This window comes from Pararobbsia alpina, assembly GCF_965118125.1.
GTDB classification, from domain to species: Bacteria; Pseudomonadota; Gammaproteobacteria; order Burkholderiales; family Burkholderiaceae; genus Pararobbsia; species Pararobbsia alpina_A.
Genome location: NZ_OZ221289.1, coordinates 298,239 through 319,591, shown reverse-complemented (window position 1 = coordinate 319,591; position 21,353 = coordinate 298,239). Strand labels below are relative to the sequence as shown.

Here is a 21,353-nt window from a genome sequence, read left to right as displayed (position 1 = left end):
CGCGAAGCCGCATCCAATGCCACTGCCATTCAACGGAATGGATTTTGCGCAAGTGTCCTGGCTAGCCAGGGAGAGCCGTCATGGACATCGAACGCAAGGACCCGTCGTATCCGTATTCGGCTGGCGGATGGGGCTCACTGAAAGCAGTGACACGAATTCTGTTCCAGGAAAAGGTCCCGCTGAAAGACGTCACGCTGCTGCTGCGCCAGAACAAGCCCGACGGTTTCATGTGCGTGAGCTGCTCATGGGCAAAGCCCGCCGACCCGCATACATTTGAGTTCTGCGAAAACGGCGCCAAAGCCACCGCGTGGGACCTGACCGCCAAGCGGATCACGCCCGAGTTTTTCAACGATCATACCGTGACTGAATTGCTCGGCTGGCACGATCACGATCTTGAAGAAGCCGGTCGTATCACACATCCGCTCCGCTATGACGCGGCGACGGACCGCTATCTGCCTGTGAGCTGGCAAGATGCGTTCGATGACATTGCTCGCGAGCTTCGGGCGACTGAGCCCAATCGCACCGTGTTTTACACTTCGGGTCGCGCGTCGCTTGAAACGTCGTATATGTTCCAGTTGTTTGCACGCATGTATGGGACGAACAATCTGCCCGATAGCTCGAACATGTGCCACGAAAGCACGAGTGTCGGTCTCAAGGCAGCCATCGGCGTCGGTGTCGGAACCGTGAGGCTCGAGGACTTCGAGAAAACGGACCTGATGTTTTTCTTCGGACAAAACGTCGGTACGAACAGTCCGCGCATGCTTCATCCGCTGCAGGACGCGCGCAAGCGCGGCGTGCCCATCATCACATTCAATCCGCTGCGCGAACCCGGCCTGATTGGTTTTACCAATCCTCAGTCCCCTGTGGAAATGCTCAAGCCAGGCGATACGCAAATCAGCACGCAGTATCACCAGCTTCGCACGGGCGGAGATACGGCAGCGATACTGGGTATCTGCAAGCACGTCATCGATGCCGATGATCGCGCACGCGTGCAGGGTGAAGCTCGCATTGTCGATATCGATTTCATCCATGAGCACACCGTGGGATTCGACGCGTTCGCCGACTACGTGAGAGCGGCGAATTGGGACGAGATTGAATCAGTGAGTGGTTTGTCGCGCGCGGACCTTGCGGAGGCGGCGAGCGAATACATGCGAGCGAAGGCCGTGATCATCCACTATGGTATGGGCCTGACTCAACACCGCATGGGCGTGCAGAACGTCCGCATGGTTGTGAACCTGCTGCTGCTTCGCGGCAATATCGGCAAGCTCGGAGCGGGGCCGTCGCCGATACGTGGGCACTCAAACGTACAGGGACAGCGCACGGTAGGTATCACGGAAAAGCCTGAGCTCGCACCACTCGACAAGCTTGCCGACCAATTTTCATTTGAACCGCCTCGAGACACCGGTATGAACATCGTCGACGCCTGCGAGGCCATGCTAGACGACAAAGTCGATGTTGTACTGAGCCTAGGCGGCAATCTCGCGCGCTCCGTGCCTGACCACCTCCGTATGGAGTCGGCGTGGAAGCGGTTGCGCATGACGGTCGGCATCACGACGAAGCTCAATCGAAGTCATCTCATACACGGGCGGGCAGCTTATATCCTGCCGTGCCTGAGCCGCATTGAAATCGATCGGCAAGCGAGCGGCGAACAAGCGGTGTCAACGGAAGACAGTACCGGTTGCATGCATGGGTCCCATGGCGTCGCGGAACCTGCGAGTCCAGATTTGCGCTCGGAGCCGTTCATTGTTGCGGGCCTTGCCAAAGCAACACTGTCAGCTTCAACAGGGTCCGTCGACTGGGATAGTTGGCGCGATGACTACTCGCGAGTCAGGGCTGAAATCGCCGAAACCTACCCAGAGATTTTCCATGACTTCGAGGCAAGGATGTGGAATCCGGGTGGCTTTGCACGCCCCTTGAAGGCTCGCGAGCGCAAATGGGCGACCGAAAGCGGCAAGGCCGAGTTTCTCACCCCGGAAACGCTGGGCGAGGATCCGGATATGCCGGAGCGCGGACCTGATGCGCTGCGACTCATGACATTGCGCAGCGATAGCCAGTTCAATACGACGATCTACAACCTGGACGATCGATTCCGCGGCGTCAAAGGCTCGCGGATGGTTGTACTGATGAATCGCGGCGACATGGAGCACCGCAATCTGCGGGAAGGCGACCACGTCACGCTCGAGACGATTGCGGACGACGGCGTGACACGCCGTGTGCAAGGGCTCAGCGTGAAGATCCATGACATCCCGCAAGGGTGCATTGCTGGCTATTACCCGGAATGCAACCCGCTGCTGCCGCTGTGGCACCACGCGAAGCAGAGCAAGGTACCGGCAGGGAAGTCGATACCGGTGCGAATCGTCGAGCAAGTCCGGACCCTATAAAAGCGGTGCGACGAAGGAAAACCCTTAAAGAAAGCGCCGCCGGCGCGTCCAGCGCAACGGGCGGGGCTTTGATGTGGGACGGGCTTGCCGCTTACTTATGCTTCGGCTTGCCTTTCTGCGGGCTATGGGCGAAGTCGTGCAACTGTTTTTCGCTCATCGACTCGTACATCGACTTGGACGCACCCTTGAGGTCACTGACTTTCGTGTCGCCATGCTTGGCGGAAAGTGCAGCACCCGCGGCCATCTGCTGGGCTTTGGATTTTGCTGGCATCACGCTCTCCTTGAATTAGTTACCGCCGCCGGTACCTTTCATCGGTGCCGTCGGCGAGCCACTGTTGTTGCTCGGGGCACCGTTGCCGGCTCCGATCGCGTTCCCCGAGTTGCTTGCGCCGCCTGTGCTATTCGCATTGCCCGACGTCGTGGCCTTCTTATGCTTCATGGTGTGATGCGGAGCCGATGCACCCACTTGCGGGTCGTTTGCCGTAGGGCTGCTGGCTTCGTCGGCCATCGCGACGAGCGGCAGGGAAAGGGCGCAAAACGTGACGAGGGCGCGGCGGGCAGAAAGAGAAACTGTCATGGTGTTCGCTCCTGAGTTCGTGAGGATATTGCGGCCGGTCTGAAACCGACCGCCGCGACTCGACCGAAACAGCATCAAGCCGAGAGCCATGGCTGTTTTCGCGCCGATAACTTTCGTGAGCACGGGCTATTCCCGGTTCATTTGCCGTGATGGACGGCTATCATTCGCGAGCGCTTGTTTGCCGGTATCGAAGAGGACGTTGACCTGATCCGGGTCTCCCTTCGCTGCTCTCGATAGTGGGCTTGGAGCCGTAGTCGCCGCCATTTTCTCGGGGCAGCCTTGAACGGACGCGGTCTTTGCTTCGCTGCGATTGGGCGCGTCGAGTATGCCGTTGATGCCGTTACTGAAGTAACCGACGACGTGGCACCTACTCGATGTATAAGGCAGATCGACCAGAAGATCCGCTACGCGTGGACTCATTTTGACGTTCCAATCGGTAAGCAAGCGACCGCCTCGCTTGGTACGCCAGCCGCCGGGCGGTGATGACCAACGGAGGTAGAGGGTCGGACTCCCGTTTGGGTGCAGTCGAGCAACGTCGCTCCGAATCCGTTCGGCGCGCGAAACTCTCTGCGCGCGCTCGTGGTAACGCCGGGTGCGGCGCTCCACGCGATCGTCGCGCCGGTCCGCTCGAGCGCGCGAATCAATGCGACGTCCTCGCTGCTGTGCAGAGGCTCGAATCCGCCTGCGAGAGCGTAGGCGCGCGCTGACACGCCGAGGTTGGCTCCATGAATATGGCGATGCCCATCGATCGGGAAATAGGTACGATTGAAGTGGTTGCGCGTGGTTTCCGGGTGTGCCGACCAGTCGTCGATCTGAACGACACCGCAGACGACATCGACGCGGAGTGCAAGCTGTTGGACGAGCCAATCAGGCGACACGATTGTGTCGGCGTCGGTAAAAGCGAGCCATCGTGCGCCGAGCGAAAGCAGATGTCGGGCTCCCGCAGCGCGCGCCATACCCACGTTGCGCGCGACCATATCGACGACCTCGGCACCAGACTCGCTCGCCAGACGGGCCGTGTCATCCGTGCATGCGTCAGCGACGACGACGATGCGTGCGTCCTCGCCACCCAGCTGTCGGTGGGAAATCGCTGACGCCACTGCGCGGACGCAGGCGCCGATCGTGTGGCTCTCGTTGTGGGCTGGAATGACTACGCCTAGCATGTTCGCTTCCTCGTGGATCGCTCGTGGATCGTGCTCGAGTCGTCGCAGGCACTGCGTGTGCCGTCGCAACGCTTGCTTTGGCGCACGAGCAACCCGCGTGCCGTGCGGCGGACGTTCCCGGTCTCGCTGGTCAGTTCGATGTCAGGTACGCCGATTGCCGCTAACTTCTGAAGGTTCCGAAGAGCGGTCGCCCGAGAGCCGCTTCGAGATCCACACTTTGTGCAGGAAGACAGACGCCATGAATCAACAAGCCGTGATATTCGGCGACAGGGCCGAGCGAAGCTGGCGAGCGTTGGATGCGCGCGCATTGCGACCGGATAGCGCGGTTGCAGACGCGCAGGCGGACGGAGCCCGCGATGCGAGCGTTTCCGAGAGCGAGATCGCTTTGCGTCTCGACGCCAGACTTGCATCGGCGCTCGAAGCGCTCATATTCGATGCCGGTGATCCAACACAGGTGGGCCGCACATTGTCTTCGTTGGTCGAGCAAGGACTCGATGTGTTACCGAAACCCGCACACGGCCAGACGCTTGCGCGGTGGCGCGCACTGTCACGCGTCGCGCAAAGAGACCTTGGGCTGGTGAAGCTCTACGAAGGTCACACCGACGCGTTGGCGATACTCGACGAACTCGGTAGCGATATCCCGACGAAGAGCCGTTGGGGTGTTTTTGCGGCCGAAGCCCCGGATTTTCAGAGCCGGGCCACGTTTGATGATCCTCTCAGCCAGGCACCAGGCGCACCGGTCACGCTTCACGGCGCAAAGGCGTGGTGTTCGGGCGCGCAGTCGCTGACGCACGCGTTGATCACCTGCCGCGACAATGAGCGGGGTCACAGACTTGTAGCGCTGTCACTCGATCAGCCGGGTGTGAGGATATCGACGTCCAATTGGCACGCTGTCGGGATGGCAGCGACGGCGAGCGCAGACATAACGTTTGATCATGCCCGTGGCTGGGTTGTCGGCGAGCCGGACGCTTACCTGTCTCGCTACGGGTTCTGGCATGGCGGCGCCGGCATCGCCGCCTGCTGGTACGGCGGCGCACTCAAGCTCGCCAAGGCCGTGGTGGCCGCCGTGCGGCGAACGCCCGATGCACACCGGGCCGCGCACCTTGGCGCGATCGATGTCGCGTTGCGAGGCGCCGCAGCGGGGTTGCGGGACGCGGCTGACTGGGTTGATGCACACCCGGAGGAAGATGCGATGCACGTTGCGCTGCGTACCCGCTTGCTCGTCGAGCAAGCCGCGACGAGCGTCATCGAACATGCAGGACGTTCGCTTGGTGCAGGGCCCCTGTGTCGCGATGCGGACATCGCGCGATGCATGGCGGATCTGCCTGTGTTCCTGCGGCAGAGTCATGCCGAGCGTGACCTTGCAATGCTCGGTGAATTGCATGCGCGCGAGAGGAATGACGATGCGCAATGGTGTCTCTGACAAACACAGATTGATGAGCGAGGTGAGGGCGGGGGACAAACGCGCTCGGGAGCCGCGCGACGACGCCGCGTATTTCGACGCGTTGTATGAGCAGAACGAGGACCCCTGGAATCTGCGTACGCGATGGTACGAGCGGCGCAAGCGAGCGATCGCACTTTCGATGTTGCCCCGGGAACGCTATGAGCGTGCGTTTGAGCCCGGATGCGGCATCGGCGAGCTGACTGCGATGCTCGCAACCCGGTGCGCATCGGTGACCGCGTGGGACATCAGTACAAGGGCGCTCGCCATCGCGCGTGAGCGCGTCGACGCCACCCATGTGCAATTCGAGCGGAACACGGTACCGGCCCATTGGCCGCAAGGGCAATTTGACCTGATCGTGATCTCGGAGCTGGCCTACTACCTGTCGGGCACACAACAACGCACCCTTGCGCAACTCATTGCACGAGGGCTCGCACCGCATGGGACCTTACTGGCGTGCCATTGGCGCCGTCCAATCGACGATGCGAAGACGTCGGCGCTCGAAGCGCATCGCAAGTTGTCGGATGTCAGCGGGCTGATCTCGGTCGCACGCTATGACGATGACGACATGATTATCGACGTGTGGTCCAACGACGCGCGTTCTGTTTCGACGGTCGCGTAACGCAGTTTTTCGTGTCAGGACGAACCGCTGTCCCGTCCGATAACCAAGACATACGTGCGCAGATATTGTCTTGGCTCCCGCGAGCTTTCCTTCTAAACTCCTTCGAGCCTCGTCGCGCTCTCAATGGGTCCCCGAAAGCTAGACGAGCTCGTTGTTTGCCTCCCCATGGCAAGCGATGGTTCTAGGCCGATCCGGATGGATCGGCCTTTTTTCTGCAACGGCAAATCCACGCTTCAGTGCCGTGGGCGAGTTCAACATTAAAGGGTCGTGCACGAGTATTCGGCAAACCTTACCAGCGGTGGCGACGCAAGAATGCACCGACCTCCCATTCGAATCGCGCTGTCGCTCACAGTTTGACATATCGCAAGGTTGCCCCGGGGAGGTCGAACAGCACAAGTCATCGTCTCGAGGATCAGGCAGCTGCCTTGAGTACGACCTTGGTCCACCCGTCGGCACGTTCGTCAAAGTGCTTGTACCCTTCGGGTGCTTTTTCAAGCGGCAATTCGTGCGAAATGATTTGCGAAGGTTTTGCCTTGCCGGCAGAAATCAGGTCGCGAAGCCGGCGGTTGTACGCTTTGACATTGGCCTGGCCGGTGGCGATCTTTTGCCCCTTCATCCACAGCTGACCAAAATCGAGTGCCAGTTGCCCGTTTTTGGCGAGCTTGTCTTCGGCTTTCGGATCTTCAGCCACGAACACGCCGACGACTCCGATACCGCCTGTCGGGCGCACGGCCTTGATCAAGTTGTTCATGGTCAGGTTCGGAACTTCGTGGCCCTTGCACGTGCATTGGTAGCCGACACATTCACAGCCTCGGTCCGCGCCTTCTCCGCCGGTCATCTCGAGAATCTGGTCAGCGGAAGAGCCGTCGGTATCGTCGATGGGGATGGCTCCCAGCTTTTCAGCGAGTTTGAGTCGGTCCGGATGCGAGTCGACGACCATGATCTTGCTCGCCCCCTTGATCTGCGCCGACAGTGTTGCCATCAGCCCCACCGGGCCGGCGCCATAAATGACGACGCTCTCGCCGGGAAGAATGCCCGCCAGTTCGGTCGCGTGGTAGCCGGTCGGAAAGATATCCGACAGCATGACGTAGTCGTTTTCCTTCTCCTCTGCGTCCGGGGGCAATACCAGGCAATTGAAGTCGCCATAGGGGACACGCAGATATTCGGCTTGCCCTCCGCTGTACGGTCCCATGCCCGCAAACCCATAGGCGGCACCTGCCACGCCGGGGTTGGCGATCAGGCAAAAGCCCGTCAGGCCGCGCTCGCAGTTCTTGCAGAAGCCACATCCGATATTGAACGGCAGGCAGACCCGGTCACCGACCTTGACGCGCTCGATACCGCTACCGACTTCAACGACGACACCGAGATTTTCATGACCGAGGATGCGGCCACTTTCCATGTTGGTGCGCCCTTCGTACATGTGAAGATCGGATCCGCAGATGTTGGTCGTGGTGATCTTGACCAGAACGTCATTGGGCCGCTCGATCTTCGCGTCCGGCATGTCTTTGACTACGACTTTCTTCGGGCCTTCATAAACAAGTGCCTTCATGCTGTTCTCCCTGGATTTCTGCGTTGGCGAAATGGCAACGCTCTCCGGCATTGAGCACTGCATATGCCCAGGCATTCGGCGTAGTACGGAACGCTTATTGCGCGACGGCTTGCGTACGTCCTGGAAACACAAGGACATCGCGCGCAATTGAACCGTCTCATCACCATTCAGATTCCCCGCACGACAGGAGCAAGCCATCATGAAGACCGATGATTTTTCAGATACGCGTCGCAAGCTGATGCAGGGTGCCGCTGCCGGTTTCGTCGTCGCTGCGGCGGGGCCAGGTTTCTCACAGGCAGAGGCCGCGGCTGCGGCTTCGACCGATGCGGGATTGCAGGATCCGCGCGAGCTCTACGCGCATGGGCCGTTCGACCCGCAAACCCAGCCATGGCCAGGCCTTGCCTCACGCATGTCTCCACGACCCGATCATGGGGAATCGACGTATCGAGGCAGCGGCAAGCTCAATGGTCGCAAGGCGTTGATCACGGGCGGCGACTCGGGCATTGGCCGCGCGGCTGCGATCGCCTATGCGCGAGAAGGCGCGGACGTGGCGATTTCGTATTTGCCGGCCGAGGAAGAGGACGCACGCGACGTGATTCGCTTGATTCAGGCGGCGGGGCGCAAGGGCGTCGCACTGCCGGGTGACATCCGTGACGAGGCGTTTTGCAACGCGATGGTCAATCGAGCCGTGGGGGAGCTTGGCGGACTCGATATTCTGGTGAGCAATGCCGCGCGTCAGCAGAGCCACGACTCGATTCTCGACATCTCGACCGAGCAATTTGACTGGACCATCAAGACCAATATCTATGCGTTGTTCTGGATTACCAAAGCCGCGATTCCCCATATGCAGCCGGGGTCTGCCATCGTCATGACCAGTTCGATCAACGCCTATGAGCCCGGGATCAATATCGTCGACTACGCCATGACCAAAGCGGCGATCATGAATTACTCGAAGGGACTATCCAAGCAAATGATCAAGCGAGGCATTCGCGTGAACGCCGTCGCACCAGGTCATTTCTGGACTCCGCTGCAAGTGACAGGTGGGCAGACCGAAGCGAATTTGCACGACTTCGGCGGGCAGACACCGCTCAAACGTCCGGGCCAACCGGCGGAGCTTGCGCCCATCTATGTCTTTCTCGCGTCGAATCAGGCGAGCTATGTGACGGGACAGGTTTATGGCGCAACGGGGGGCATGGGGCAGCCTTGAGAGACGCTCAGAGTTCCATGGAGGCGTAGGACCGTTCCTTGCGATAACTTGCGAAACCACTCAGACGCAGGCCAGCCATGTCGACAACCTATCCGCGCGAAATACCGAAGCAGCAACAAGCGTCGATGCCGGGCCGCACGGGCCCCATGGACCCCAAGCCCGATCATGGGGAACAGACCTATAAAGGCTCGGATCGGCTGCATGGGAAAGCGACCATCATTACAGGCGGCGACAGCGGGATCGGACGCGCAGTCGCCATTGCATTCGCGCGCGAGGGCGCCGACGTGCTCATCGCCTATCTCGACGAAGATGATGACGCCAGGGAGACCCAGCAACTCGTGGAAGCGGCAGGTCGAAGGGCCGTGCTGGTCAGAGGCGACATCACGAATCGAGAGCATTGCCGCGAGATTGTCCGCCAGGCGGTCGCGGCGTTCGGGCGGATTGATGTGCTTGTCAACAACGCGGCGCATCAGAACACGTTTGCAGAACTCGAGGACATTGACGACGACGAATGGGACAAGACGTTCGATACGAACATCGGGGCCATGTTTCGCATCACGAAGGCCGCGGTCAAACATATGGTGACGGGCGGATCCATCATCAACACGGCATCGGTCAACGCGGACAAGCCTAATCCCACGTTGCTTGCCTACGCATCGACGAAGGGCGCGATACAGAACTTTACGGGCGGGCTGGCGCAGATGCTCGCATCCAGAGGCATCCGGGTGAATTGCGTTGCGCCCGGGCCGATCTGGACACCACTCATACCTTCGACCATGAGCGAAGAGCAGGTCTCGAACTTTGGCAAGCAGGTGCCGATGAAGCGCCCGGGGCAGCCCGCCGAGCTTGCACCGGTCTATGTAATGCTGGCCGCCGATTCGGCGAGCTACGTGTCGGGCGCGACGATCGCAGTCACGGGCGGTGTGCCGTTCATCTGAGCTTTGCCAGAGCCTTCCCCAAAAAGCAACGTCAAGGATTGCACCGTGGCCGATACACCCACCAAGACGGCTAAGCCCGTGATAGCTTCGCATCCCGTTGAGGTCCGTAAGGGGCAAGTTACCGAACCGATGTCCCGGGCAGCCTTTCACGAGCGCTTCATTGCGCGCTTCTATGACCCGGCATTTCGGGTCGAAGACGCGAGCCTCGACCGGTTGGAAAGCATTGCGTGGCAGGCCTATTCGGAGGGCAGGAAGTCGCCGGTGACGCGCAAGGCCGGCGCGGACTATCAGGACCCCAACTACGATCTCTCAGTCGAATGGATCGAGGCGAGCTCTCGCATTCAAGCTGCGCAACAACGGCAGGCGGATCCGTCCACGCATGATCGCGTGCTTGTCATTAACGCGTCTTCGCGGAATGATTACACGTGTCCCGGAGAGATGTCGAAAAGCTTTCGGCTTTCGATGATTGCGAAGGACGAGCTCGCGAATCATGGTGTCGAGGTCGATGTACTGGATCTTTCGCGCCTAACCTCGGACCGCGACTTGCATATCCATCCGTGCAAGGGGTGCGTGTCGACTGCGATGCCGCTATGTCATTGGCCGTGCAGCTGCTATCCGAATCATTCGTTGGGCCTCGTCAATGACTGGATGAACGAGATCTACGAACGCTTTGCAGCAGCGCACGCCGTGATCTTTGTGACGCCGGTCTATTGGTACCAGGTGAGCAGTCCGCTCAAGCTATTGATGGACCGTCTTGTGTGCGCTGACGGCGGCAATCCGGACCCGACGACCACACACGGCAAACATCCCGATGAAGCCAAGCAGCTTGAACTCGCGGGCTGGAGCTATCCCAAGCATCTTGCGGGACGCGCTTACGGAGTCGTCGTCCATGGTGATGTCGCGGGCATCGAAGGTTCGCGCCGCGCGCTGACCGACTGGCTCGACTGGATGGGTTTCGTCGAAGCCGGGGCAAAGTCCAGGCTCGACCGCTTCATCGGATATTACGAACCGTACGCGACAAGCCACGACACGCTGGACCAGGACAAAGCGGTTCAGGCAGAAGTCGTCAATGTGGCGCACGCTGTCCGAAACGCGGTCACTGCCATTCGGCAGGAGCGTTTGAAGGAGCCCGATTCGGGGCTCGATACACCTCGCATGAAGTGAGTATTCGTCGACGCAGAAGCAGGCGGCGACTCGGCTCGGCTTAAAGTACAACGAAACACGCGGGTGAAACATCTTCCCCTGCGACAGCGCAGCGATGATTGCTACGTTATCCCGGTGCGAATGATGAAAATCGTAAAGGCGAAGAGCGTGTTACACGGTCGATTGAAGATGGCTTGAAACGCCCGGAATGAACCTCGCAACGAGAACGGGTGGGCTCGCTGAACATCAAATCGATATCGCTTAATGTGAGGATCGTGCCGACGGGCCACCGGCACGATCCAGATTCGCCTGCGGTAGAATCTGGGCTGGCAAGGCGTCCTCGATGCCCGGAACAAGCAAGCTTGCCATGTCAATCAGATACGTGCGAATCTCATCGGTTTCGGACGGTTGCGTCTCGTGAGCTTTTCGGCTAAGAGCGCCTATCATGGAGTGACGACGCCTGCCGCGGAAGTCGAACAACCGACCACCATCTGATCATAAGAGTCCCATCGGCCGACGATGAACGTACTTGTCGTGGACGACTACGAAGACACGGCGCGTGTCTTTGCCGAGCTCGCAAAAGCGCTCGGCCACTGCGCGTCCGTTGCGACAACGGCAAGTGCTGCGTTGGCCATCGCCCAGAGCGAACGGCTGGATATCGCCTTCCTGGACATTTCTCTCGGAATTGACGATGGCATCGATGTCGGGAGACGCATTCGTGCGGCCCGGGTGGGCGAACAACTCAAACTAATAGCGATGTCGGGATACGCCGACGCGATGTCGCGATGCGAGCCTGGTGTCTTCGACGGTTTTCTCCTCAAACCCGTACCTATCGTGCAGTTCGAGCGATGGCTGACTTTGGCGGGCGACGCCCGACAGAGCTGACGCCGATCCCTTGGTATTCCTTGTGACCGAAGAGCCGAAACAACGGCTTCCTCAGGCTTTTCAATTTCCAGAATCTTGATCTCCGCCGTCATGTGATCTTTTTGTGACGAGGCACGTCTGTTGCTTCCGTGAAGCCATTAGAGGACGTAAAAGAGGTCAGCGCAATGGATACCAAGATCGCTGAACTACGGCCGACTCAGGCCGTCCACGGGTTGCGTGAGGTTCTGCGAAAGGCGGAAGAATACCGCTCGCTAAACGGTCACGATCTGGATATGGCAATCGCTGAAAAGCCCATTCCAGTGGTACTCGGACCTCGCGTGCAGGCGTACGCGACTGACCATCATCATGTCGCTGCAGCGCTGTGGCACGTGGGTATCCGAAAGGTCCCCTACGTTCTTATCCGCGACTTGTCGAGCTACTCCGTCAATGAGTTTTGGCTCGCCATGGAAGCGCACCGATGGACGCATCCCTACGACAGGAAGGGACGGCGAATCGCCTTCAAGGACATGCCCCTAAAGGTTTGGGAACTTGAAGACGACGAATATCGCAGCCTCGCCGCTGCGGTGAGGAATGCCGGTGGATATGAAAAGACAAACGTCCTCCTCGAAGAATTCCGATGGGCCGATCTGTTTCGATCCCGGCTCGATCGACCGACCACCGACGAAGAGTTTGACGTGGCCGTATCGAAAGCATTGAAGCTCGCGGCTTCGACGGCGGCCGAGGGCCTTCCGGGGTATCGGGCGTAACGGCGGCCGTGATGGACACACTCATCGCACTCTTCGGCGAAGGAAAAAATCTCGACACCTTGCAGATGGTTTCGCGCGCAGTCCTCGCGTTCATCGCAATGCTGGTGTTCATTCGGGTCTCTGGACGACGCTCCTTTGGGCAACGTTCACCGTTCGATATCGTCATCGCAGTCCTTCTGGGCGCGACGCTAAGCCGTGTCATTGTCGGAGCTTCCGAAGTGTTACCGACGACTGCGTCGTGTCTTGCTCTGGTTTTACTTCATCGCGCGCTGGGATGGTTGTGCGTGCATGTGCCCGGGTTTGAAAAAACCGTGACCGGAAGCAAGCGACAGCTTTATGCGGATGGAAAGTTTGATCTGGACCAAATGTCTGCGGCATTGGTGACCCGAAGCGACATTCTGGAGTCAGCGCGGCGGCAGTTGGGGACAACGACGCTCGATGGGGTGAAGTACGCCGTGCTTGAACGGAATGGGGAAATCAGCCTGATTCGAGAGCATCACGAATAGATCCGAATACCGGTGCGTCATAAGACGTGCCCATGGCTCAAGGAGCAAGACCAATGAAACGAGAGCATGCGCACGATGCCACAGCTCCGGACGAGCCGTCGGCCGTCGACATATTCATGCACAGCACCGCAGCGTTGATCGAGGAAGCGACCCAAGGCGCAAAGGCCCTTCACCACGATTCCGACGCGGAATCGATCCATCAGCTACGGGTTACGGTTCGAAGGCTGCGCTCGATATGGTGGGTCTACCGGCCTTTGCTGCCTGCGCCAGAGCGCGGCCGGCAGGAAGCGGGCCTCAAGCTCATTACGACGGCCGCCGGCAAGGCCAGGGACTGGGACATTCTTGTTGAACTATTCGCCAGCAGAAAGCGCGGTAAGCGTGCTTCGCGATTTGTCGACGAACTATCTGCGAGACGCAAGGAGGCGCTTGAAGCCAGCCATGCCGAGCTTCAGTCGATCGACGTCGAGAGCACGCTAACCACCGCTTTTGAGCAGGCGGCGTCTGCGCTCCAGACCGCGGAGCCGATGCCGGCCAGACGTTTCGCGCGGCGCGGTGCAAAGTCCGCGGAAGCGACGTTGCGCAAAAGAATGAAGAGAGCGAACAAGGCGAAACGCTCCGACTATGCAGCATTTCACGACGTTCGAAAGGCCGCCAAGCGGTTGCGCTACGCGCTTGAGTTCTTTGACGATGAGCCGAGGACGGATCATGGGTGCGTGCTCAAGGCCCTGAAGGACATTCAGCAACGCTATGGCGCGCTCAATGACATTGTGACGAGCGAAGCGATGTTGCGGGCAGAGTTCCCCGAACGCGTAAGCGAGATCCGCTGGCTAGAGAGGAAACGCAGAAGGCGTTTGCGGAAAGCCGAAGGGCTTTTGCCGGGATCGAAACGCCTGTGGCCTGACTGAGGGATAGCGGGCACAACTTGGCTCGCGGGCCAGAGTGGTCCGGCTAGCTGTTGTTTCCGCAGACGAGCCCATCAATGACCTCGTACCTGTTCATGACCAACCTAACACTTGGGTCCAGCAACAATAGCTTTGGAGGAGATCCTGGCGGAAGCTCTTCGACTGTGCGATCGCTTCGTGCGATACAGCTCCTCATTCGAACGGATTGCGCGAACGGCGATTCGTGTTAGGTCGCCCGTTTCGACACCACGACTGTTCTCGCATCCGAAAGCGACGAGACCGCAACGATCAATGAGCATGGCGCGTTGAAGCTGATTGTCGATACACATCGAGCAAAAAAACACAGCTATTGCGATAAGTCTTCTTATCACGATAGCTGTCTTTTCGATCTAAACTGGTGCTCATGAAAAAACGCCTGAGTGCCCCAACGCCTGAAATCGAGTCTGCAGCCGCCATCGCGGGGTGGCCCGATGCCGACTCGCTCGCAGTGCTGCGTGCCTGGTATTCGGGAATGTCGTCACGACAAGCGGTCGAGCGCTACCTGCCCAGTGCGGTTGGAGCAGGGCAGTCAGCGAGAGGCGTTCTCGGCGCAGTGCGGCGACAGGTCGTCGCGTTTGCGCGCAGCCGGCACCGGAACGAGTGGGTTGAACTGCTCACGCATTCGGACTCAGAACGTCGAGCGCGGTCCAAGTCGGTACTACGCGCGCTCGAACTGCTCCCCGGGCTTCCGCCTCCCGAGCCACTCATTACGGACGAAGTCGCGCAATGGTTCTCTCCACGGATTTCGCGTGTGTTGGCGGAGCAGGGCATTCGAACACTCTCCGATCTCACGGTGCGTGTGCCACGGCGCCGCCAGTGGTGGAGGGCTATCCGAGGGCTTGGTCAGACGGGCGCACAGAAGATTGAGGCCTTCTTTGCGGCGCACCCGAAGCTGACCGAGCGGGCGCGTGCCTTGATTGTGGCGACGGCGCAGTCGCCAATCGTCCCGTGGGAGGTGTTGCAAGTCCCGGAGGCGGTCGATGGCTCGCGCGGAACGTTTCGCGCGCCACGCGACACCTGCACGCTGGATGCCTCCAACGACTATGAAGCCGTGCACGCCTGGCTGAGTCTTCACGAATCGGCGGCCACGCAGCGTGCCTATCGAAAAGAAGCGGAAAGACTGATTCTCTGGGCGATCGTGGAGCGGCAGCGCGCGCTGTCGTCGCTCACGACTGAAGACGCGGTCGCCTATCGCAACTTCCTGCGGCGGCCGACGCCCGCGAGCCGCTGGGTGGGACCACCGAAAGCCCGACACTCCGTCGGCTGGCGACCGTTCAACGGGGGGCTTTCGGCGCGGTCGATTGCGTACGCGCTCAATGTGATCGGTGCGTTGTTTCGGTGGCTCATTGAACTGACCTGCCCCCCTGCGAACAGGGCCAGTCGGAGTCTAGTAAAGTTCGTTTTCGGAGAAGAAGACGAACATGAAGAATCGCTTTACGGAACAGCAAATCATCGGGTTTCTGAAGGAAGCCGGGGCCGGCATGCCAGTCAAGGAACTGTGCAGGAAGCACGGGTTCAGTGACGCGTCGTTCTACACCTGGCGCGCGAAGTTCGGCGGCATGGAAGTCTCGGAAGCGCGTCGGCTGAAGGACCTCGAGGTGGAGAATGCCAGGCTGAAGAAACTGCTGGCCGAAGCAATGCTCGATATGGAAGCGTTGAGGGTCGTCGTCAAGGGAAAGCCCTGAGCCCGCAAGCCAAACGCGAAGCAGTGACGGCGATTCGGGAGAAGGTCAACATCTCTGAGCGCCGCGCCTGCCGGCTTGTCGGGCTTTCTCGCAGCGTGTTGCATTACGACGCGAAGCCGGACCACGAGAACGAGATGCTAGCGGCGCGTCTGGTAGAGTTGGCGCACGAACGTCGTCGATTCGGCTACCGCCGCTTGCACGCCCTGGTGGAACGCGAAGGCACACACGTCAATCACAAGCGAATTTATCGCCTGTACCGTGAGGCAGGGCTGGCTGTGCGCCGGCGGCGCAGGCGCCACGGCGTAATGATTGAACGCGAGCAACTGGCGCTGCCGAAAGCACCGAACGAGGTGTGGTCAATCGATTTCGTAATGGATGCGCTTGCCAACGGCCGGCGTGTGAAGTGCGTGACTGTCGTCGACGATTTCACGAAAGAGGCTGTCATGGTATCTCGGGCTTGTATGTCGCCCGGGCATTGGACCACGCGGCTCGCTTCCGTGGCTATCCCAAGGCGGTGCGAACAGACCAGGGACCTGAATTTACGAGCCGCGCGCTTGACCAGTGGGCGTATGCGAACGGCGTCACCCTGAAGTTGATTCAGGCGGGCAAGCCAACCCAGAATGCGTATATCGAATCGTTCAACGGCAAGTTCCGCGACGAATGTCTTAACGAGCACTGGTTCACGACGCTCGCTCACGCTCGGGCTGTCATCGCGCCATGGCGTCAGGACTATAACGAGCAAAGGCCGCACAGTGCACTGAACTACCTTTCGCCGTCAGAGTTTGCGGCGAAACATCGGACAACTGCGGATGCTCCTGCCGCTTTACAGGAGTTGGTTTAAAGGGACTTTGCTAGCGACCTATTGGCCCTACGGAAGGGGGCAGGTCAAGTCAGGCTTCCCTTTTCGACAGCCAGGAGCACGATTGGCATCGCTTCTAACCGGTCCACTTATTGTTGCACGCGATGAAAGTGAGAGGGCGCATTCAAGCACATTATTTCGTGACGATCCACGATTCGAAGCCGTGAATCACTAATAATGTGAGCGACGGCTTCCCCGTGTCATTGAAAGTGCCGCGAAGCAGAGCATTAGAGGCAAACGCCGTCGGTGGCCATATCCGCCATGCGTTCCAGGCCGCCTCCAAAAGAGACAGATCTCGGATATCGAAAAGCACTGTCTTGTCTCGGGACGGTAACGGCCGTTCAACGCACTGAGTCGAGAGGCAGAACAGGGTCGACAACGGCAACACAAGTGTCCGGACTGCCGGGTTATCGACGGTGATTCTCGACGTCCGCACCGGACCAAGTCAGGGCCGCGGGCGTCGTGCACGAGTTACTGGTTCGCTTTCTTCTCTTGCGGTGCCAGGTTCGCCGAACGGGCTAGTCCGGCTGCATGCGCAAGCTCTTCACGAAGGCGGGGAAAGCGTTGATTTCGAAAAGCCTCGTTCTTCACCGCATCTGCAGGAATGCCGACACGAAAGTCGACGCCATAGTCTCGAGAAGCTGTTCGGCCCGCCGCGCTCTTGGCGATCGTCGCGATCCGTTCGATGGCTTTCAAAGCAATCTTTTCGTCACCATCGCTGAGGCGTTCGAGCACATATTCGCGCGCGACCAATACGGCGAGCCGTGCCTGCGCCGCACCGTCAGCATTCTGCTTGTCGGCCAGCTGTTTGAGGTTTTCCACCCGACTAGCTAGTACGTCGAGCGGATGCATGACCTGGAAGCACACGTCACCCCAAGTCAGCGACGACGCGCGTCGTCGGATTTCGTCGGGCTCGAGGCCGACCACTCGATGGATGACATCGATGTTGACGTATTCGGATTCGCCCGTTGAAACCTCGATTTGGCCAACGAGCGCGGTAATTGCGCGCTGCGCAGGGAACAACGCCTTGCCTCGCACTTTCTTCGCAATAGAATCAACATCGACACGCTGGCCAAGGAAATCTGCATCAAGACTGATCGGAACGCCTGGCTCGAGTTCGACGCTGGCGTTAAGCCCGTAGTGCGAGACCCAAACTGCTAAGGCTTGTCCGCCAACGAGGACCGCGTCGGCGGCCACGCTAGATAAGGCCTGCTCGAGGAGTTCGGCGCTGATCGCGACTTCGTGGCGGCTCAAAACTCTGTCGAGTTGTGGTGAACCTTGATCGTGCGCACGATCGCCGGCGAAATGAAGTAGAGCGACTCCTGCGACCGCTGGCCAGTGCGAACGAGCTCGCGCGAGCGCTCCTGATAGGCTCGCTTCGCGGCCTCCAGCACCGGATCTGTTAAGGGCAAGTGCGCGTCGGGATGATTCATGGTTTATTCAACCTGAAAGAAGCAGCTAGTACCGGATTTGTTGCGCCGGATGAAGTCATTATAGGTGAGCGGTAGGCGCCCATGGCTAGTAGACGGTGTTCGCGGGATCGAACTCGTCGGGTATTTGACGATTGAATGGGGTCACATGCGGCTGCTGATACCCGGAACTAGTCCAGCGGGGTATTCGCGGCGATCGATCTGATTCGCGCATGACCGCCTCGAGAGGCAACTGGCGAGCCGTGGAACCGCAATCTCGCTGCCAGTGAGCCTGTTCAAAGCTCGAGAGCTCACGCGCCCGATTTTGAGAAATATCTTCCGATTGCGAGCCCTAACTATGCTTTACATAATATCAATTACGCATTAATTGCTTAGGCTGAATCTGATTAGTAAATCTTGTGTTCGGCGAGTTGGTGCGCGCTGAGCGACCGTGTGCGGCCAGGAAGCGACATTCACTCAGTGCCGCGATTGGACAGTGCAGCGTCGGTAGATCATCGAAAGCAGTCAGTGGAGGGGGCTAATTCGGCGAGAGTTCATCGGTCAAATCTCATGTCGGCAGATGACTGGAACCGTGCCCTTTGCTAGGAAACCATCGGCATCGGCGGCCTCGCCGGCGAACTGACGAACAGCCCCTAGGTGACCTTTCTTCCCAGATAGCAAATGGCACCGATGCTCACGCTTATTCTGTCGGCCGAAAGTGCACTCCGCGGCTGATCGAAGTTGCGCGCGAAACCGCTGGATGGCGTCGCCTGTCTGCAGAAAAGTTTCGAACAGCTACACAACGATCGATATTTACACTCTCATGTATTCTGGCCATGCCGCTGAACCGGTGACTCTCATCGATCGAGGAAGGTAGAGAAAGGCGGCATGAGGCCACGCGTGGAAGACGCGCTCACGCGATTGCGCTGCCCCATCAGCCGTCGCGTCTTTTCGAAAAGTCGCGGACCTGCTCGACGGTCCAAAGCGGCTCGTCGGCATCCTGCGTTGCACGCTCACTCGCCCGTACCGCCATCCATCGCCGATATTCGGGCTCGGGGTGCTCCTTTTCGAGCGCCTTAATCGCAGCGTAGGCCTCGCATCCAGGCACATCGACCAGCATGTTGAACAAGGCGTTGCGACCGTCTTGCGCATTGTCACGGAGCGTCGGCGAATAGACACCCTTGTTAGTGCGATCGATATCCTCGTCAGCCCGGACGAAGCGGTGCATCAGCAAATAGAGCCGCTTTAGATCGTCAGCGTTCCGATATGCGCCAACGCGCGTGCCCGTGCCGTGCCGATCGCCGACCAAAGCGACGATGAACAACTGAGCAAAGGTTGAAGCATCGGCCTGTGAGAGTACTTCGAGATGACGTTCCAGAGCAGGGATCGCAGCTGCTGAATCGGTATCGACCCAGAGCGCGAACCAACGCGGCCGCTGATCCTCCAGCACGGTATCACTGGCCTTCTTTGCCGCAAGCGCTCCGAGAACGTCGGGAGCCGCACCGCTCCCTGCCAAGATGTTTAAGCAATAGCGCAGCGCATTGTCATTGAGCACTTCATGCGTGCTTAGCCAATCCTGGACCAACGGCGCGACCTCGCTGTGCAGCCATGGCGTGTGATAGAGAATGTCGTGGAGGATATAGTGGAGTGGCTGCTCGCCGACGCTATGTTCGAGCTCCCAGACAAGCTCGGTTGCCACGGCCTCGAAGCCGGTTTTCGGGAAGGCGCGATAAAGAGTCTCGAACCACGTTGGAAAGCCGTTCAGCTCCCAAGTGACATAGCGAAAAGCATGTCGCGCTTCCTCTTCAGTCAGCCGCTGCGCAAAGGCGCTGTCCTCTGCTGCCTCGATTGCGAGACCAGTCATCGCAAAGATCAGCGAATAGGGCGTCGAGCCGGTCTCACCGCCCTCCGATCGCAAGGTCGGCCGATAGGCCCGCCAGTGCGCGATCGCCGCATCGCGAAAGGCGCGAGCGACCGGCTCTCCAAACTCGGCGATCAATGTCCTCCAATTCGCCCCGTCCTCACGGCTGGTGGTCACTCCGCCATTCATGACACTCTCAAGCAGATGATAGTGATCGCTGCTGAACTCGCCTGGCTGAAAGCCTGCGGGATGCAACACCCGATCGGGATTAGCTATGAGCGCGCGGACCCAATCGCCACGATCCTTCTTCTGCTTACGTTCGCGCGCGTCGCTTTCGCGCTTCCACCGCCGGGTTTCCCTGTCCATCCTGACCATCGCCGGCGATGGCTTCGGATCAAGCCGCGCTTCCAGCGTCGCGGCAAGCGCTATGTCATCAGTGACTGCTGCGTGCAACCGCGCGAGCCAGGCCGACGGTCGATTCGCATCCACATAAATTTGAAGACAGCGCGACAGCGCCACGCTTCGGTCATCCCCCTCCTTGGATGCGACCCATTCGAGGCAGCGCTCGAAATCCTCCGCGCCAAACCGCCAGAATTGGCCGAGAAAGGCCGCCGGCCAATCATCGGTGAGTGTCTCGCCTTTGGCTGCCCTATACGCGCGGCAAACTGCGATCGAATTCCAATAGAGGAGCTCGTTGAGCTCCGCCCAGCGCGGGACGTTCTTGTCCAACGCGCTCCTATAATCGTCGACATCGCCACCCCGCTGGAACCGCAGGGCCGGGAAATTGCACAGTACCGCAATCGCTGCGGGCGTCAGCGCCTGCGCCGACCGTGCCGCGACCAAGCGATCGACGGCGTGGAGGGCGATAGGCATCAACCACGCGAATTCTTCCGAGACATGACATTCGCCACGCTCCACAAAGGGAGCGCGATTGAGGAATACATTCAGACCCTCAACCAGGTAACCGAGTGGATGATCTTCGGTCGCGTCTGCCATTACCGGCAACTTGTCGACGAACTGGTGAAGCGACGAGCTCAGACTTCTTTCGTTGAAGCGCTCGTGCGGTGCCGCGTGGGCGAGCATTCGCAGCACCAGGGCCACGCTGGTCTTGGTCGGTGTCGCCCAACCAATCAGCTCCGCGAAAACGGCGTCATCCAAGGGGCCAAGGTCCTCGGCTATGATTTTCCATAGCTTATCCTTCAGCGCTTCGTCGCCTACTGCCATGACGCCCCGAATCGCGGCGATGCGCGCATATTTGCCGCGCGACGTGTCGGCCGCTATGTCGAAGAGCGTCGGCGCACAACTCGCCATCTCACCCTGCCAGACGAGTCGGCCCAGAAAGAAGAGGACGTGATCATTGTCTCGATGCTCATTGAGCAGCGCCAATGCATCGGTTGCTAGATCGGGAGTGGCGATGCGTTCGATCGCACTATTTTCCAT

Annotated in this window: 19 protein-coding genes and 2 pseudogenes; 13 read left to right on the top strand and 8 right to left on the bottom strand. The window is 59.5% G+C overall.

All coding sequences use genetic code 11. The annotated features are described in order from the left end of the window. Positions 1-80 precede the first annotated feature (80 nt). Positions 81-2,381, top strand: a complete 2,301-nt coding sequence (locus ACMFWR_RS32250; protein WP_413197465.1) for an FdhF/YdeP family oxidoreductase — start codon at positions 81-83, stop codon at positions 2,379-2,381. Positions 2,382-2,472: 91 nt separating this feature from the next. On the opposite strand, the gene ACMFWR_RS32245 is transcribed toward ACMFWR_RS32250, so the two are convergent. From ACMFWR_RS32245 to ACMFWR_RS32230, 4 genes are all read right to left on the bottom strand, one after another. Next, positions 2,473-2,652, bottom strand: a complete 180-nt coding sequence (locus tag ACMFWR_RS32245; RefSeq protein WP_413197464.1) for a DUF3008 family protein — start codon at positions 2,650-2,652, stop codon at positions 2,473-2,475. Between the two features lie 15 nt (positions 2,653-2,667). Further along, positions 2,668-2,958, bottom strand: coding sequence for a hypothetical protein (locus tag ACMFWR_RS32240; protein ID WP_413197463.1), 291 nt, complete (start codon positions 2,956-2,958; stop codon positions 2,668-2,670). Between the two features lie 126 nt (positions 2,959-3,084). Further along, positions 3,085-3,378: a hypothetical protein gene (locus ACMFWR_RS32235; protein ID WP_413197462.1), complete on the bottom strand. Its 294-nt coding sequence runs from the start codon at positions 3,376-3,378 to the stop codon at positions 3,085-3,087. Further along, positions 3,375-4,121, bottom strand: coding sequence for a glycosyltransferase (locus tag ACMFWR_RS32230; protein WP_413197461.1), 747 nt, complete (start codon positions 4,119-4,121; stop codon positions 3,375-3,377). Before ACMFWR_RS32230 ends, ACMFWR_RS32235 begins: the two co-directional genes overlap by 4 nt. 12 nt (positions 4,122-4,133) lie before the next feature. On the opposite strand from ACMFWR_RS32230, the gene ACMFWR_RS32225 reads away from it, so the two are divergent. From ACMFWR_RS32225 to ACMFWR_RS32215, 3 genes are all read left to right on the top strand, one after another. Beyond that, on the top strand, positions 4,134-4,292 hold the full coding sequence (locus ACMFWR_RS32225) for a hypothetical protein (protein ID WP_413197460.1): 159 nt from the start codon (positions 4,134-4,136) through the stop codon (positions 4,290-4,292). Between the two features lie 67 nt (positions 4,293-4,359). Further along, on the top strand, positions 4,360-5,544 hold the full coding sequence (locus ACMFWR_RS32220; RefSeq protein WP_413197459.1) for an acyl-CoA dehydrogenase family protein: 1,185 nt from the start codon (positions 4,360-4,362) through the stop codon (positions 5,542-5,544). Positions 5,545-5,557: 13 nt separating this feature from the next. Beyond that, positions 5,558-6,184, top strand: a complete 627-nt coding sequence (locus tag ACMFWR_RS32215; protein WP_413197458.1) for a class I SAM-dependent methyltransferase — start codon at positions 5,558-5,560, stop codon at positions 6,182-6,184. Between the two features lie 412 nt (positions 6,185-6,596). Here the strand turns inward: ACMFWR_RS32215 and ACMFWR_RS32210 are convergent, their stop codons facing one another. Continuing rightward, entirely contained in the window at positions 6,597-7,733 is a 1,137-nt protein-coding gene (locus tag ACMFWR_RS32210; RefSeq protein ID WP_413197457.1) for a glutathione-independent formaldehyde dehydrogenase, read from the bottom strand. Positions 7,734-7,932: 199 nt separating this feature from the next. On the opposite strand from ACMFWR_RS32210, the gene ACMFWR_RS32205 reads away from it, so the two are divergent. The 9 genes and pseudogenes from ACMFWR_RS32205 to ACMFWR_RS32165 all read left to right on the top strand — a co-directional run bounded on the left by ACMFWR_RS32205 (position 7,933) and on the right by ACMFWR_RS32165 (position 16,625). Then, complete coding sequence (locus ACMFWR_RS32205; protein ID WP_413197456.1) at positions 7,933-8,940, top strand: SDR family oxidoreductase; 1,008 nt, start codon at positions 7,933-7,935, stop codon at positions 8,938-8,940. Positions 8,941-9,017: 77 nt separating this feature from the next. Next, positions 9,018-9,878 (top strand): glucose 1-dehydrogenase, encoded by an 861-nt coding sequence (locus ACMFWR_RS32200; RefSeq protein ID WP_413197455.1) that lies wholly within the window; start codon positions 9,018-9,020, stop codon positions 9,876-9,878. 129 nt (positions 9,879-10,007) lie between these two features. Next, positions 10,008-11,042, top strand: a complete 1,035-nt coding sequence (locus ACMFWR_RS32195; RefSeq protein WP_413197772.1) for a flavodoxin family protein — start codon at positions 10,008-10,010, stop codon at positions 11,040-11,042. 513 nt (positions 11,043-11,555) lie between these two features. After that, complete coding sequence (locus ACMFWR_RS32190) at positions 11,556-11,906, top strand: response regulator (protein ID WP_413197454.1); 351 nt, start codon at positions 11,556-11,558, stop codon at positions 11,904-11,906. 164 nt (positions 11,907-12,070) lie between these two features. After that, positions 12,071-12,652, top strand: a complete 582-nt coding sequence (locus tag ACMFWR_RS32185; RefSeq protein WP_413197453.1) for a ParB-like protein — start codon at positions 12,071-12,073, stop codon at positions 12,650-12,652. A gap of 11 nt (positions 12,653-12,663) precedes the next feature. Then, positions 12,664-13,158 carry a DUF421 domain-containing protein gene (locus ACMFWR_RS32180; RefSeq protein ID WP_413197452.1) on the top strand — a complete coding sequence of 165 codons (495 nt, stop codon included), beginning with the start codon at positions 12,664-12,666 and terminating at the stop codon, positions 13,156-13,158. A 53-nt stretch (positions 13,159-13,211) separates the two neighbouring features. Continuing rightward, a complete protein-coding gene (locus ACMFWR_RS32175; RefSeq protein WP_413197451.1) occupies positions 13,212-14,063 on the top strand; it encodes a CHAD domain-containing protein in 852 nt (283 codons plus the stop codon). A gap of 400 nt (positions 14,064-14,463) precedes the next feature. After that, positions 14,464-15,450, top strand: a pseudogene (locus ACMFWR_RS32170) (phage integrase family protein); the annotation flags it as partial. Positions 15,451-15,520: 70 nt separating this feature from the next. Beyond that, positions 15,521-16,625, top strand: a pseudogene (locus ACMFWR_RS32165) (IS3 family transposase). 489 nt (positions 16,626-17,114) lie between these two features. Here ACMFWR_RS32165 and ACMFWR_RS32160 read toward each other — a convergent pair. The 3 genes from ACMFWR_RS32160 to ACMFWR_RS32150 form a co-directional block, all read right to left on the bottom strand. Further along, positions 17,115-17,840, bottom strand: coding sequence for a hypothetical protein (locus tag ACMFWR_RS32160; protein WP_413197450.1), 726 nt, complete (start codon positions 17,838-17,840; stop codon positions 17,115-17,117). 53 nt (positions 17,841-17,893) lie between these two features. Next, positions 17,894-18,076: a hypothetical protein gene (locus tag ACMFWR_RS32155; protein WP_413197449.1), complete on the bottom strand. Its 183-nt coding sequence runs from the start codon at positions 18,074-18,076 to the stop codon at positions 17,894-17,896. 910 nt (positions 18,077-18,986) lie between these two features. Next, the gene (locus ACMFWR_RS32150) at positions 18,987-21,353 is read right to left on the bottom strand and encodes a hypothetical protein (RefSeq protein ID WP_413197448.1); all 2,367 of its coding nucleotides are present in this window, start codon (positions 21,351-21,353) and stop codon (positions 18,987-18,989) included.